The sequence below is a fragment of the Streptomyces bluensis genome (genome assembly GCF_014650715.1).
GTDB classification, from domain to species: Bacteria; Actinomycetota; Actinomycetes; order Streptomycetales; family Streptomycetaceae; genus Streptomyces; species Streptomyces bluensis.
In genome coordinates this window covers 300,943-314,741 of the sequence record NZ_BMVM01000004.1, presented here as the reverse complement: position 1 = coordinate 314,741, position 13,799 = coordinate 300,943, and the positions used below count along the sequence as shown (strand labels likewise).

Below are 13,799 nucleotides of genomic sequence, written 5' to 3'. Positions count from 1 at the left end.
ACTCGTGGCTTCGCCTGAGCGGGGGCCCCATGAACAGGGGGCCTCCCACCGCGGCGGAGCCGCACAACGTCACGGCCCGCGTCTCTCTGCGTAGTTCCCCGCGCCCCTGGGCCCCGATGCTCCCGTCGCCCTGCCATGGGGCCGATTCCGGGCGCCCGTACATGATTACCTGACGTGTTCGATTACTGGCTGAGCGTATAAATAGGGTCGAGCGTACTCCTGTATCCGTCCCCGTTTCAGGTGCTTGCTGAATATGACACAGCGATGATCCGGTCGGACTAAGCTCGCCCGCGGCGCACCAAGTTGAGGGGTAATCGTGCGCTTGTTCCCAAAGATTCCGAAGATCCATTTTGCGTTCCCCCGCGCCACAGCACCACCCCCTAACTCCCAGCCGATTCGTCTCAGAGGGCATACATGGTGAGTGTTCAATCGCCTCCCAGTGGCCGTGAACTTCCCTACGCGCGCGTGCTGTTGCCGCCCGCCATACTGGCCGCCGCGGCGACCGGGACCGCCGCCGCCCTGGTGACGGGGCCGGCCCGGATCGCCGTCGGCTGGTGCGGAGCCATCGCGACCGTCCTGGTCGTCGCGATCGCCTCCCAGGTCGTGCGCCGAGGACGGCAACTCCGGTGCCTGCGCGCCGACTTCGCGCAGCGGACCTCGTACCTGGAACACCGCGTCGCCTCCCACGACGAGGAGTTCCTGCGCCTCGGCAGGGAGATCCTGCCCGCCATGCTGGAGCGGCTGTACGGCGGTGCTTCCCCCTCAGAGGTGATTCGCCTGGGCATCGCGGAGAATCCCGTCTACCACCACCTGCCCGAGTCGCAGCGTTCGTTGATCCGCATGATCCTCGACATCGTCGACCGCGAGGACGCCCGGCGTGACTCCTCGCAGCGCGCCTTCGTCAACATCGCACGACGCGTCCAGGCGATCGTGCACCAGCAGAACGTGGAACTCCGCGAGATGGAGGAGGACCACGGGCGCAATCCCGAGGTCTTCGACGACCTGCTGCGCATCGACCACGGCACCGCGCTGATCGGCCGCCTCGCCGACTCCATCGCCGTCCTCGGTGGCGGCGGCCCCGGCCGCCAGTGGCCCGAGCCCGTGCCGCTGTACAGCGTGCTGCGCGGCGCCATGTCCCGCATCCTGGAGTACCGCCGCATCGAGCTGCACTCCATCGCCAAGGTCAATGTCGCCGGAGTGTCCGTCGAGCCGCTCATCCACGCCGCGGCGGAACTCCTCGACAACGCCACCCGCTACTCGCCGCCCCAGACCAAGGTGCACGTCACCGCCGTCGAGGTGCAGACCGGCGTCGCCATCGAGATCGAGGACGCCGGCGTCAGCCTCAGCGAGGAGTCCCGGGCCAAGGCGGAGAACATGCTCGTCAGGGCCCAGCAGGGCGCTGACTTCCACGAACTCGGCGACACCCCGCGCCTCGGCCTCGCCGTCGTCGGCCGTCTCTCGACGATGTTCGACATGCAGGTCGCGCTGCGGCAGTCCGCCTACGGCGGCGTCCGCGCCGTCCTCGTCGTACCGCGCAACATGCTCACCGACGAGCCCGCCACCAGCTTCGCCCACGGCATCGGCGCCGCAGCCCTGCCCGCCCTGCACAACGACGGCGTCAAGGGCCCCGAACGCGCCCAGAAGAAGCGCCGCCCGACCACGGGCCCGCGCGTCCCGTCCTCGGCCGAGTCGCTGATGGGCCTGGAGGACGACGTACCCGTCGTCACCGAATGGACCGAGAACGGTCTGCCGCAGCGCCGCAGCCGCGTGACGACCCCCCTCAGCCAGCGGATGGCCGAGGCCGCCGCCGCGGAGGCCGCCGCCGAGGCCGCACGGGCCGCCACGCCCGTGTGGGAGCCCGAGCCCGAGCCGGTGAAGATCGATCCCCCCGGCGCGTGGATCGAGGAGTTCTGGGCCGGACTCAAGGGCGACCCGGACCCGAACGCCTTCACCAGGAACCCGGACGACCCGACGACGTTCACCGCTGACAACGAGCCGGCCCGCGTGGAGGCCGACAACGAGGGGGATCTCAAGTGATCACGCCGCGAGCCAACTTCGACTGGATGCTCAAGGATCTCGCCGAAGGAGTACCGGGCGTCCAGCAGGTCGTGGTGCTCTCCGCCGACGGACTGCGCATCGCCCGCTACGGCGGTGACCCGGACACCGCCGACCGTGTCGCCGCCGCCTGCGCGGGCCTGCAGAGCCTGGCCGGAGCCGTCGCCGCCGAGATCGCCACCGGTGACGGCCGGATGCGCGTGGTCATCATCGAGATCCAGGGCGGTTACTTCTACATGATGGAGGCGGGCCCCAACGCCTACCTCGCGGTCCTCGCCAACGCGGTCGCGGAACCCGGCATGATGAGCAACCGCATGCGCGACCTCGTCGCCCGCATCGGCTCCCATCTGACGAGTCCGCCCCGGCGGAACGGGCAGACCGTATGACGCCTCCACAGCGCCGGCGGCGCTTTCCCCAGGAACAACCCCCGCAGCCCCACCAGCCGACCGGGGAAGGCTCCCAGGACGGCAGGCCACCGAAGAACCCCGAGCGGCTGTACATCATCACGGGCGCGGCGGTCGAGGACGGTGAGCGGGCCCCCATCGACCTCGTGACGTTGATCGTGGCGAGCGCCGAGCTGCCGCCTTCCGCCTCGCCGGAGCAGTCGGCGCTGCTGCGGATCTGCCAGGCACCCCTGTCCGTGGCCGAGATCTCGGCCTACCTCAACCTGCCGTTCAGCGTGGTGACCGTCCTGCTCACCGAGCTGCTGGCGGCCGAACTGGTACAGGCGCGCGCACCGATCGTCCGGCAGGCGCGGGCCGACCGTTCCCTCCTCGAAGCGGTGATGCATGGACTTCAAAAGCTCTGACCCCGTCACGGGTCCTCGCACCGAGGACCACCTGCCGCACACGGCACAGGCCGGGGTGAAGATCGTGATCGTGGGCGGTTTCGGGGTCGGCAAGACGACGATGGTCGGCTCCGTCAGCGAGATCAGGCCGCTGACGACCGAGGAGACCATGACACAGGCCGGCATCGGAGTCGACGACAACTACGGCTCCGACTCCAAGACGGCCACCACCGTTGCCATGGACTTCGGCCGCATCAGCATCACGGACCAACTGGTGCTCTACCTCTTCGGCACCCCCGGCCAGGAGCGCTTCTGGTTCCTGTGGAACGGCCTGTTCGAGGGTGCCCTCGGTGCGGTCGTGCTGCTCGACACCCGCCGCCTGGAGGTCAGCTTCGACGTCATAGGACGCCTGGAGGAGCGGGGCGTGCCGTTCGTGGTCGCGGTCAACACCTTCCCGGACGCGCCCCGCTACCCCGTCGAGGAGCTTCGCTCGGCGCTCGATCTGCCCCGGGAGATCCCCATCGTGGAGTGCGACGTGCGGCGCCGGGCCTCCAGCCGCGACGTCCTGATGACCCTGCTGCGCTTCCTGCACTCGCTGGCGAGGGCGAAGGCCCCCGCGTGAGCCACACCCGGTCGAGCCGTAGCCGCACACGGCGTACGAGCCCCCGAGCCGCGTACGTCCGGGCCGACGCGCCGTCACCTTACTTCCTGCACATCCGATCCACTTCAGCTTCGGAGCGACCATCGTGACGTCTGAATCCCTCTCCCCGACCAGTACGGACGACCCCGTGGCCGCCCCGCCACCCGGCTGCCCCGCGCACGGCACGGGGCCCGGCGGCGTGCGCCGGCTGTACGGCCCCGAAGCGGAGGACCTGGGTGCCGTGTACGAGAGACTCCGCGCCGAGCACGGCCCCGTGGCCCCCGCGTTGCTCCATCAGGACGTGCCGGTCTGGATGGTGCTCGGCCACGGCGAGAACATGCAGCTGGTGCGCAGCCCCCATCAGTTCACCCGCGACACCCGCGTCTGGAACAAGCTCCTGGACGGCACGGTCAAGGCGGATCACCCGTACATGCCGCACATCGCCTGGCAGCCCATCTGCTCCCATGCCGAGGGCGACGAGCACCTGCGGCTGCGCGGCGCCGTCAACGGCGCCATCTCGACCATCGACCACCGGGGCATCCGGCGCCACATCAACCGTACGACCCAGCACCTCGTCAACCAGTTCTGCGAAGCGGGCAAGGCCGACCTGGTCAGCCAGTTCTCCGATCATCTCCCGATGGCCGTGATGTGCGAGATCCTCGGCATGCCCGAGGAGTACAACGACCGGTACGTGCAGGCCGCCCGCGACCTGCTCAAGGGCACCGAGACCGCGATCGCCAGCAACCAGTACGTCGTGGACGCGCTGATGCGGCTGACCGTCCGCCGCAGGGCCGAGCCCAAGGACGACTTCGTCAGCCACCTCATCCTTCACCCGGCACGGCTCACCGACGAGGAGGTCAGCGAGCACCTGCGCCTCGTCCTGATCGCCGCGTACGAGGCCACGGCCAACCTCCTCGCCAACGTGCTGCGCGTGGTGCTCACCGACCCGCGGTTCCGTGCCCGGCTCAACGGCGGTCAGATGACGGTGCCCGAGGCGGTCGAGCAGTCCCTGTGGGACGAGCCGCCGTTCAGCACCGTCTTCGCCTACTTCGCCAAGCAGGACACGGAGCTGGGTGGTCAGCGCATCCGCAAGGGCGACTGCCTGGTCAACGGCATCGCGCCGGGCAACGTCGACCCCCGGGTGCGCCCCGACCTGAAGGCCAACATGCAGGGCAACCGCTCCCACCTGGCCTTCGGTGGCGGCCCTCACGAGTGCCCGGGGCAGGACATCGGCCGCGCCATCGCCGACGTCGGCGTGGACGCCCTGCTGATGCGCCTTCCGGACGTCCAGCTCGGCTGCGAGGAGCACGAACTGCGCTGGCGGGAGAGCCTCTCGAACCGGCACCTGGTGGAGCTTCCGGTGACGTTCGTGCCGAAGCCCCAGCAGGACGTCAAGGCGCGGCCGACCGTCCACCCGATGCCTCGGCAGCGGCCCGGCGGACAGGTCGACCTGCCGCAGACCACGACTACCGAGGCCACGACGGCTGCGTCCACGGTTCCGTCCGGCGAGCCGACGCGGGTGCAGACGCCCGAACCAGCCCGCCGGCCGGGCGTGTTCCGGCGCTTCCTGCGCTGGTGGAGCGGCAACTGAGGCGGCCGGGCACCGGGCCTACCCGGCCCACTCCTCGTACGACGACCAGGCCCGCAGCACCCGCGGACTGACGAACCGGTGGTCGCGCCCCGTGACCGGATCAGTGAACTCCAGTACCCGCGCCAGCAGTTGGAGCGGGCGCCGGAAGTCACCGGCCGCCACGGGGCCGGTCACCACCGGATAGAGGGGGTCGCCGAGGATCGGCAGTCCCAGCGCACTCATGTGCACCCTCAACTGGTGCGTCTGCCCGGTCAGCGGTGTCAGCCGGTACCGCCCCAGTCCGTCGCGCTCCTCCAGCAGTTCGACGCGGCTCACGGCGTTGGGCTCGCCCTCGACCTCGCGGGCCGCCATGACCCCGCGCTCCTTGACGATCCGGCTGCGCACCGTGCGCGGCAGGGTCGGCGACTCGTGGTGCGGAGCCACGGCCTCGTACTCCTTCGCCACGCGCCGGTCGCGGAACAGCGACTGGTACGCACCGCGTTCCTCGGGGCGCACGGTGAACAGCACCAGCCCGGCCGTCAGCCGGTCCAGCCGGTGCGCCGCGCCCAGCGTCGGGATGCCCAGCTCCCGCCGCAGCCGGGCCAGGGCCGTCTCGGCGACATGGCTGCCGCGCGGCGTGGTGGCCAGGAAGTGCGGCTTGTCGGCCACGACGACATGCTCGTCCCGGTACACGACGTCCACCGCGAACGGCACCCGCTCCTCCGCGGGCAGCTCCCGGTGGAACCACACGAACATCCCCGGCACATAGGCCATGTCCGGCGGCACCGGGCGCCCGTCGGCGTCCACGATCCGACCCGCGTCGAGCATCCCGTCGATCACCCCGGCCCCGGCCGCGAGGCGCGCCACGAGATGATCCCGGACGGTCCCCCACGCGTCCCCGGCGGGCAACCGCACCCGCACCGGATCCACCCCGTCGCGCTGCGGCAGGGGAGAGGGCGGGGGCGGCGTACGGCGTCTCATCACGACCAAGCGTACGAGGGGACACCGACAGCGAGGGGCGGGGCGTGCTCCCGGAAAAGCGTTGTGCCCTCTCCGTGCCCCGTTGGCAGGATGCCGAGCATGCCTTACCTCACGAGCGCGGTGCTTCCCCCAGGCACCCTCGCCCAGCATCCGCAGCCCACGCTCCCCACCGGCGACGGCCTGCTCCTGCGCCCCTGGACGGCTGAGGACGCCCCTGCCGTCTACGAGGCCTTCCAGGATCCGGTGATGCACCAGTGGCACATCCGCGCAGCCGACTCCGAGGACGAGGTGCGCGGCTGGATCGACGAGTGGCAGCAGGAGTGGAGGAGGGAGCAGAAGGCGCAGTGGGCCGTCGTCGACGCGGACACCGACCGGCTGATGGGACGCGTGGCCCTGCGGTGCATCCTGCTGGACGAGGGCACGGCGGAGGTCGCGTACTGGACCGTCGCGGCGGCCCGGGGGCAGGGCGTCGCCACGCGCGGGACGAATGCCCTCGGCCGCTGGGCCCTCGACGAGATCGGCTTCCATCGCCTCGAACTCATGCACGCCCTGCGCAACGTGGCGTCCTGCCGCGTGGCCGCCAGGTCCGGCTTCGCGCTGGAGGGCACCAAACGCAGCGCCGTCCTCCACGCGGACGGCTGGCACGACATGCACCTTCACGCGCGCGTGCGCGGCGACTGACCTCCCACGGGCCGGGCCCAAATCTCACGGCATTGCATGACTACGCCATGCGCGATAGCGGATCGTGCTGCTCGGGCTGCTGGGCGGGGCCGACTACCCGGGCGGGACCGCCGGTGCGCGAGGTGACCGGCCGTGGCGGAGTACTGCTCGCGCTCGCCGTGGGGGTGGGGGCGGTGTGGTTGTCCATACGGACGTTCCGGTCGTACCAGCGGTCGGTGTAAGGCGCCCTGCTGCCGTTGCAACTGCGGTGGTTGCCGCCGTCGTTGCGGGAGGGCTGCCGTTCAGGAGGCGGCCGCCGACCCCGCGGCCGTCTCCGGAGCCGGCTCACGCGGCCGGGGAGGCGTCCTCCTGCTCCTTCTCCACCTGTGCGTTCCACTCCCGCTTGGTCGCCTGCCAGTTGTCCTCGTTGTGCCCGAGCCGCCAGTAGCCGGAGAGCGACAGGTCCTCGCGCGGGACCTGGCGTTCGACGCGCAGCAGACGCCGCAGCTCCTTCACGAAGCCGGCCTCGCCATGGACGAAGGCGTGCAGGCGGCCCTCGGGGAACTCCAGCGCGCGGACGGCCTCGACGAGCGCCTCACCGACGGGACGGCTTCCGCGGTGCAGCCAGACGACCTCCACGTCGGAGGCGATCTTCTGCTCCTCGTCGGCGTCGGAGACCTCGATGAAGGCGTGCACCCTGGCCTCGTCGGGTATCGCCTCCAGCGAGGCGGCGATCGCGGGCAGCGCGCTCTCGTCCCCGGCGAGCAGGTGCCAGTCGGCGTCCGGGTTCGGTGCGTAGGCGCCGCCGGGGCCCAGCAGCCGGACGAGCTCGCCCGGCTGGACCCGCGCGGCCCACGGGCCCGCGAGGCCCTCGTCGCCGTGCACCACGAAGTCCAGGGTGATCTCGCGCAGGTGGGGGTCCCAGGCACGCACCGTGTACGTCCGGGTCACGGGCCACTGCTCGCGCGGGAACTCCGCACGGATCCGCTCCATGTCGAAGGGCTCCGGGTAGGTCACACCGTCCGGCCCGAAGAGCAGCTTCACATAGTGGTCGGTGCTGCCCCTCGTGGCGAACTCGGCGAGACCCTCGCCACCGAGGACGACGCGCTGCATGTGCGGGGTCAGCCGCTCGGTGCGGACGACTCGCGCGGAGTGGGGCTTCGGGGCCCTGCGTACCGGACGCTCTGCCATGGCAGCCTCCCAAATACCTAGCTTAGGCTTGCCTAAGCTAGCATCTTCCCTCGGGCGAGACCTCCACGCTTGAAGTGTCTTAGCCCACGAGCGGTTGCATCCAGCCGCCCCCGGGGAGCTCCCGCACACCCCGAGTACCTCCCGGCCACGGCTCGTACTCCTGCGGTGATCCCCGCAGACTGCGCGGACCGGTCAGGTCCGCAGCGTCGTCAGCAGCCGCTGCAGCGAACCGCCCAGGCCCCAGCGCGCGGCGAGCGCGTCCAGCCCCGCCGGGTCCCGCGGTTCGCGCGGGAGCGCCGTGTCCACGTCGGGCAGGGGTACGTCGCCGGCGACCCGGACGACCCGTGGAGCGACCGCCACATAGGGCCGGGCCTCGTCGAGCCTCCTGCGCTGGGACGGCGTGAGCCTGGCCGACGGGTCGTCGACCGCCGCCATGATCCCGGCCAGGTCCCCGTACTCGGCCAGCAGCTTCGCCGCCGTCTTCTCGCCGATGCCCGGCACTCCGGGCAGCCCGTCGCTGGGGTCGCCGCGCAGCAGTGCCAGATCCGCGTACCCACCGCCGTCCACCCCGTACTTCTCGCGCAGCACCGCCTCATCGGTGAGCTGGAGCGTGCCCACGCCTTTGAGCGGGTACAGCACGCGGACCCCCCGGGCGTCATCGACCAGCTGGTACAGGTCGCGGTCGCCGGTGACGATGTCGACCGGGCCCTTCGCCCGCGCCGTGAACGTACCGATCACGTCGTCCGCCTCGTACCCCTCGACGCCCACGCGCGCGATGCCCAGTGTGTCCAGGACGTCCTCGATGACCGGCACCTGCGGCGACAGGGTGTCCGGCACCACCTCCTCGTCCGGGCCCACCTCGTGCTCCGCGGCGACCCGGTGCGCCTTGTAGGAGGGGATCAGCTCGACCCGCCACTGGGGCCGCCAGTCCGCGTCCATGCAGGCCACCAGGTCGTCGGGGCGATGGTCCCGGACCAGGCGGTCGATGAAGTCGAGCAGCCCGCGCACGGCGTTCACGGGCGTGCCGTCCGGGGCCCTCACGGAGTCCGGCACCCCGAAGTAGGCACGGAAGTACAGCGAGGCGGCGTCGAGGAGCATCAGGCGTCGGGTCACCTTCCGCATCATGCCGTACGGCACCGACAGCCGGTGTCCCGCGCAGTCCGCCGGAAACGGGCGGCACGGGGTGAAGGCCGTGTGAACTGGGACACTCATGCGTTTGCGCTGCTGGGGCGGGGGCAGGCGCGGGCCCGGAGCAGGGTCGGTTACGCCTTCAACCACTTGGTGGGGCGGAATCCGCCGGAACGTGAACAGCGACCGGGCGGAGCGCGTGCACGCGCCGGGCCCGGCGGGCCGAACCCGCCGCGCTCCACGGCCCGCCGGCGGGGGAGCCGGGCCGTTCTGGTGCTAGACGAGAGGTTTACGTGTCATCCAGGCTTGAGGCCGAGAACCTGTACAAGGTCTTCGGCAGACGACCCGACGAGGCGGTGGAACGGCTCCGCCGCGGAGCCGACCGCGAGGAGCTGCGCGCCGAGGGCACGACCGCAGCCGTGATCGATGCCTCCTTCACGGTGGAACCGGGCCAGATCTTCGTCGTCATGGGCCTGTCGGGGTCCGGGAAGTCGACGCTGCTGCGCATGCTCAACGGGCTGCTGGAGCCCACCGCGGGCCATGTGCGGTTCGACGGCCAGGACCTCACCGCGATCTCAGACCGTGAGCTGCGCGAGGTCCGCTCGCAGAAGATCAGCATGGTCTTCCAGCACTTCGCGCTGTTCCCGCACCGCAGCGTCCGCGAGAACGCCGCCTACGGCCTGGAAGTGCAGGGCGTGCCCCGCGCCGAGCGCGAGCGCCGCGCCGACGAGGCGCTCGCCCTGTGCGGCCTGGCCGGCTGGGAGAAGTCCTGGCCCGACGAGCTGTCCGGCGGTATGCAGCAGCGCGTGGGCCTGGCCCGCGCCCTCGCCACCGACGCCGACCTGCTGCTCATGGACGAGTCCTTCAGCGCCCTCGACCCGCTGATCCGCCGCGACATGCAGGACCAGCTGCTCGACCTGCAGAAGACCCTCAAGAAGACGATCGTGTTCATCACGCACGACCTCAACGAGGCCATGCGCCTGGGCGACCGCATCGCCGTCATGCGTGACGGCCGCATCGTCCAGACCGGCACCGCCGAGGACATCCTGATCCGCCCGGCGGACGACTACGTGGCCTCCTTCATCCAGGACGTCGACCGCTCCCGCGTACTGACCGCGGGCGCCGTCATGGACCGGGAGGTCCGCGGCGACGAGGCCGAGTGCGGCTGCGAGACGGCGACCCCCGACACCCCGTTCACCGAACTGTGCGCGATGAGCGCCCGCCTGTCGCACCCGGTCGCGGTTCTCGACGCGAAACGAAAACTGGTGGGCGTCGTAAGCGGACAACGCCTCGTCGGCTTCCTCGGCGACGAGCAGACCGCCCCCGTGAGCTGTGACTCCCCCCGGGGCACCGACGGCGGCAAGGCGGTGGCCCATGCCTAGGATTCCTCTCGGCGACTGGGTCAACGGCACGGTCGACTGGCTGCTCGGCCACATGGCCTGGCTCTTCGATTTCCTCAAGACCGTTTTCGTCGGCACCTATGACGGAATCGACGCCGTTCTCCAGGCGCCCGAACCCCTGCTGCTCGCGGGCATCCTCGCCGTGCTCGCCTTCTGGCTGCGCGGCACGCTGGCAGGTGTCCTCACCTTCGCGGGATTCGCCTTCATCGACTCCCTCGAACTGTGGGAGAACGCGATGGTGACCCTGTCGCTCGTCCTCGTCGCCACGATCATCGCGCTGGTTGTTGCCGTGCCGGTGGGTATCTGGGCCGCGCGCTCCGACCGGGTCAGCGGGCTCGTCCGGCCGATCCTGGACTTCATGCAGACGCTGCCCGCGATGATCTACCTCATCCCGGCGATCCTGTTCTTCGGCACCGGCGCCTCCGCGGGCATAGTCGCCACACTGATCTTCGCCCTCGCCCCCGGCGTGCGCATGACGGAGCTGGGCATCCGCCAGGTCGACAAGGAACTGGTCGAGGCCGCCGACGCGTTCGGCACCACACCCCGCAACACACTGCTGCGTGTCCAGTTGCCGCTCGCGTTGCCCACGGTCATGGCCGGTGTCAACCAGGTCATCATGCTCGGTCTGTCCATGGCCGCGATCGCCGGCATGGTCGGCACCGGCGGCCTCGGCGGCGACGTCAACGAGGCCATCGGCCAGCTCAACGTGGGCCTCGGCTCCGAGGCCGGTGTCGCCATCGTCATCCTCGCGATCTACCTCGACCGCATGACCAGCGCACTGGGCACCCAGGTCTCCCCGCTGGGACGCCGCGCCGCCGCCAAGGCGCGAGGCGCCCAGAGCCTGAAGGTCTGGTCGTACCGGCCCCGCCCGCAGGTCGCCGTGATCGGTGTCGTGATCCTCGCCCTTGTGGCGGGTGGCATGGGCATCTTCGGCGGTGACGGCGGTGGCACCACCTCCGTCGCCAAGGGCAAGGACGTCGGCCAGGGCAAGAAGGTCACCATCGGTTACATCCCCTGGGACGAGGGCGTCGCCTCCACCTACCTGTGGAAGGAGATCCTCGAGGAGCGTGGCTTCCAGGTGGACGCCAAGCAGTTCGACGCCGGTCCGCTCTACACTTCCCTCGCGGCGGGCAACGTCGACTTCCAGACAGACGCCTGGCTGCCGACCACTCACGAGCAGTACTGGAAGAAGTACGGCAGCAAGATCGACGACCTCGGAGCCTGGTACGGCCAGACCTCGCTGGAGCTGAGCGTGCCGTCCTACATGAAGGGCATCGACTCGCTGGCGGACCTCAAGGGCAAGGCCGCCACCTTCGGTGGGAAGATCACCGGCATCGAGTCCAGCGCCGGCGAGATGGCCATGCTCAAGAGCAAGGTCCTCAAGGAGTACGGCCTCGACAAGGAGTACAAGGTCGTCGACAGCTCCACCCCGGCGATGCTGGCCGAGCTCAAGCGGGCCTACAGCAAGAAGGAACCGATCGTCGTCACGCTCTGGTCGCCGCACTGGGCGTACAACGACTACGACCTGAAGAAGCTCAAGGATCCCAAGGGAGCCTGGGGCAAGGGCGACGGCGTGCACACCGTGGCCCGCAAGGGCTTCGCCGACGAGAACCCGGTCGTCGGCGAGTGGCTGAAGAACTTCAGGATGAGCGAGAAACAGCTCACCAGCCTGGAAGCCGAGATCAACAAGGCGGGCAAGGGTGAGCAGCAGGACGCCGTGCGCGCCTGGCTGAAGCAGAACCCGGGCCTCGTCGACAAGCTGGCCCCGGTCACGGGCGGCGACGGGGCGACTGCGGCCGAGGCGAAGCGGCCCATCGACGTGGCCTGGTTCCCCTGGGACGAGGACATCGCCATCACCTACCTCTGGAAGAACGTCCTGGAGCGGCGCGGCTACAAGCTGAACCTCAAGCAGATGGACGTCGGCCCGGTCTACACCGGCCTCGCTTCCGGCGACCTCGATCTCAACTTCGACGCCTGGCTGCCGTACGCGCAGAAGAACTACTGGGACAAGAGCAAGGACAGACTCGCCGACCTCGGCACCTGGTACGAGCCGACCTCGCTGGAGGTCGCGGTGCCCTCGTACGTCAAGGACGTGAAGTCCTACGAGGACCTCAAGGGCAAAGCCGACCTCTTCAACGGGAAGATCATCGGCATCGAGCCGGGTACCGGCGAGATGAACCTGCTCAAGACCAAGGTCCTGCCCGGGTACGGCCTGGACAAGGAGTACGACGTCGTCGACGGCTCCACGCCCGCGATGCTCGCCGAACTCAAGCGCGCCTACGCCAAGAAGCAGCCCATCGCCGTCGTTCTCTGGTCGCCGCACTGGGCGTACACCCAGTACGACCTCACCAAGCTGAAGGACGACAAGAAGCTCTTCGGCGAGGGCAACACGATTCGGACCATCGCCAACGAGAAGTTCCCCGAGCAGTACCCGCAGCTCACCAAGTGGATCAAGAACTTCAAGATGAGTGAGGACGAGCTCGGCAGCCTGGAGGCCGAGATCAACAAGCGCGGCCAGGGCCACGAGGAAGAAGCGGTCGCCGCCTGGCTGAAGGAGCACCCGGACGTCGTCAACCGGATGACCCCGCAGTAGCCGCCCCACGGGAGCTGCCCGGAGACCTGTGCATCTGGGACCCGCCGCCACGACGTCCGCGTCGTGGCGGCAACGGTCCAGCGGTCGTCGCTCGCCGCCGACTTCACCGGCGGCTGCGCACTGGCGTGGGAGAAAGATCCGGCCAACCACGTCGAGGTCCGCGGCCACGTGGGCATCGGGGCCCTGCGGGCCGCACGCCGACCGCAGGTACGACGCGCCCTGGGCTCACGTGCACCCATGTACGAGCACGTGCGCTGAGCCGAGCGAGCCCGGCAGCACCACGACACGCGGCGACACGGTCGAGCCGGTGGGGGCGGCGCCGGGCGGCCCCTGCGACACGGACAGCCAACCGCGCGCTACTCTGCGCGACTTCACAACCGGGCAGGCCACGGCGGACAATCGACTAGACCGCGCCCCGGCAGCCTGATGGCCGGGCGGCGACATGGGCGACCGCGTACGCCTCCGGCTCGGCGGCGCGGAGCCGGTACGGATCGGAGGCCGGCGATGACACCACGACCTCGCCGCCCCGCGGGCGTACGCCCGCGGGCCCAGGACCGGACACGCCGACCGGACGGGCGGCCACGCCCCCGACGGCAGCGCAGCCGCCGCCCACCGGTCCGAGACCCTCCGCACCGGCCCGGAGGGGCGTCCCGCACTCCTGGTCAGCGTCTTCGCCCCGTCGGGACGGTGCGGCGGTGGTGCGGGCAGATCAGCCTCACCGCTGGCGTGAACTGTGACCCTGACCGTCGCTCGGTGTGTCAGCGATGTGACGGACCTATGAAACGGTTTGCCGA

The 13,799-nt window shown here is 70.3% G+C and carries 13 protein-coding genes; 9 read left to right on the top strand and 4 right to left on the bottom strand.

Features of this window, described 5'->3' with window-relative positions; translation table 11 throughout:
* Nucleotides 1–414: 414 nt before the first annotated feature.
* The 5 genes from IE262_RS14150 to IE262_RS14130 all read left to right on the top strand — a co-directional run bounded on the left by IE262_RS14150 (nt 415) and on the right by IE262_RS14130 (nt 5,073).
* Nucleotides 415–2,037 carry a sensor histidine kinase gene (locus IE262_RS14150; RefSeq protein ID WP_134039215.1) on the top strand — a complete coding sequence of 541 codons (1,623 nt, stop codon included), beginning with the start codon at nt 415–417 and terminating at the stop codon, nt 2,035–2,037.
* Entirely contained in the window at nt 2,034–2,441 is a 408-nt protein-coding gene (locus IE262_RS14145) for a roadblock/LC7 domain-containing protein (protein ID WP_134039214.1), read from the top strand. Before IE262_RS14150 ends, IE262_RS14145 begins: the two co-directional genes overlap by 4 nt.
* A complete protein-coding gene (locus tag IE262_RS14140; protein WP_134039213.1) occupies nt 2,438–2,863 on the top strand; it encodes a DUF742 domain-containing protein in 426 nt (141 codons plus the stop codon). Before IE262_RS14145 ends, IE262_RS14140 begins: the two co-directional genes overlap by 4 nt.
* On the top strand, nt 2,844–3,464 hold the full coding sequence (locus tag IE262_RS14135) for a GTP-binding protein (protein ID WP_134039212.1): 621 nt from the start codon (nt 2,844–2,846) through the stop codon (nt 3,462–3,464). Before IE262_RS14140 ends, IE262_RS14135 begins: the two co-directional genes overlap by 20 nt.
* A gap of 124 nt (nt 3,465–3,588) precedes the next feature.
* Nucleotides 3,589–5,073 carry a cytochrome P450 gene (locus IE262_RS14130; RefSeq protein ID WP_189873873.1) on the top strand — a complete coding sequence of 495 codons (1,485 nt, stop codon included), beginning with the start codon at nt 3,589–3,591 and terminating at the stop codon, nt 5,071–5,073.
* An 18-nt stretch (nt 5,074–5,091) separates the two neighbouring features.
* On the opposite strand, the gene IE262_RS14125 is transcribed toward IE262_RS14130, so the two are convergent.
* Nucleotides 5,092–6,033, bottom strand: a complete 942-nt coding sequence (locus IE262_RS14125) for an RluA family pseudouridine synthase (RefSeq protein WP_189873871.1) — start codon at nt 6,031–6,033, stop codon at nt 5,092–5,094.
* Nucleotides 6,034–6,132: 99 nt separating this feature from the next.
* Between IE262_RS14125 and IE262_RS14120 the strand changes: the two genes are divergently transcribed.
* Nucleotides 6,133–6,714, top strand: a complete 582-nt coding sequence (locus IE262_RS14120; protein ID WP_189873869.1) for a GNAT family N-acetyltransferase — start codon at nt 6,133–6,135, stop codon at nt 6,712–6,714.
* 324 nt (nt 6,715–7,038) lie between these two features.
* Here the strand turns inward: IE262_RS14120 and IE262_RS14115 are convergent, their stop codons facing one another.
* A complete protein-coding gene (locus tag IE262_RS14115; protein ID WP_134039208.1) occupies nt 7,039–7,884 on the bottom strand; it encodes a siderophore-interacting protein in 846 nt (281 codons plus the stop codon).
* A 192-nt stretch (nt 7,885–8,076) separates the two neighbouring features.
* Nucleotides 8,077–9,006 carry a 5'-3' exonuclease gene (locus tag IE262_RS14110; protein WP_229877265.1) on the bottom strand — a complete coding sequence of 310 codons (930 nt, stop codon included), beginning with the start codon at nt 9,004–9,006 and terminating at the stop codon, nt 8,077–8,079.
* 299 nt (nt 9,007–9,305) lie between these two features.
* On the opposite strand from IE262_RS14110, the gene IE262_RS14105 reads away from it, so the two are divergent.
* The 3 genes from IE262_RS14105 to IE262_RS14095 all read left to right on the top strand — a co-directional run bounded on the left by IE262_RS14105 (nt 9,306) and on the right by IE262_RS14095 (nt 13,263).
* Complete coding sequence (locus IE262_RS14105) at nt 9,306–10,394, top strand: quaternary amine ABC transporter ATP-binding protein (RefSeq protein ID WP_134039207.1); 1,089 nt, start codon at nt 9,306–9,308, stop codon at nt 10,392–10,394.
* Nucleotides 10,387–13,005 (top strand): ABC transporter permease/substrate binding protein, encoded by a 2,619-nt coding sequence (locus tag IE262_RS14100; protein WP_134039206.1) that lies wholly within the window; start codon nt 10,387–10,389, stop codon nt 13,003–13,005. Before IE262_RS14105 ends, IE262_RS14100 begins: the two co-directional genes overlap by 8 nt.
* 63 nt (nt 13,006–13,068) lie before the next feature.
* Nucleotides 13,069–13,263: a hypothetical protein gene (locus IE262_RS14095; protein ID WP_134039205.1), complete on the top strand. Its 195-nt coding sequence runs from the start codon at nt 13,069–13,071 to the stop codon at nt 13,261–13,263.
* Nucleotides 13,264–13,408: 145 nt separating this feature from the next.
* Here IE262_RS14095 and IE262_RS14090 read toward each other — a convergent pair whose 3' ends face one another.
* A complete protein-coding gene (locus tag IE262_RS14090) occupies nt 13,409–13,588 on the bottom strand; it encodes a hypothetical protein (protein WP_134039204.1) in 180 nt (59 codons plus the stop codon).
* Nucleotides 13,589–13,799 lie beyond the last annotated feature (211 nt).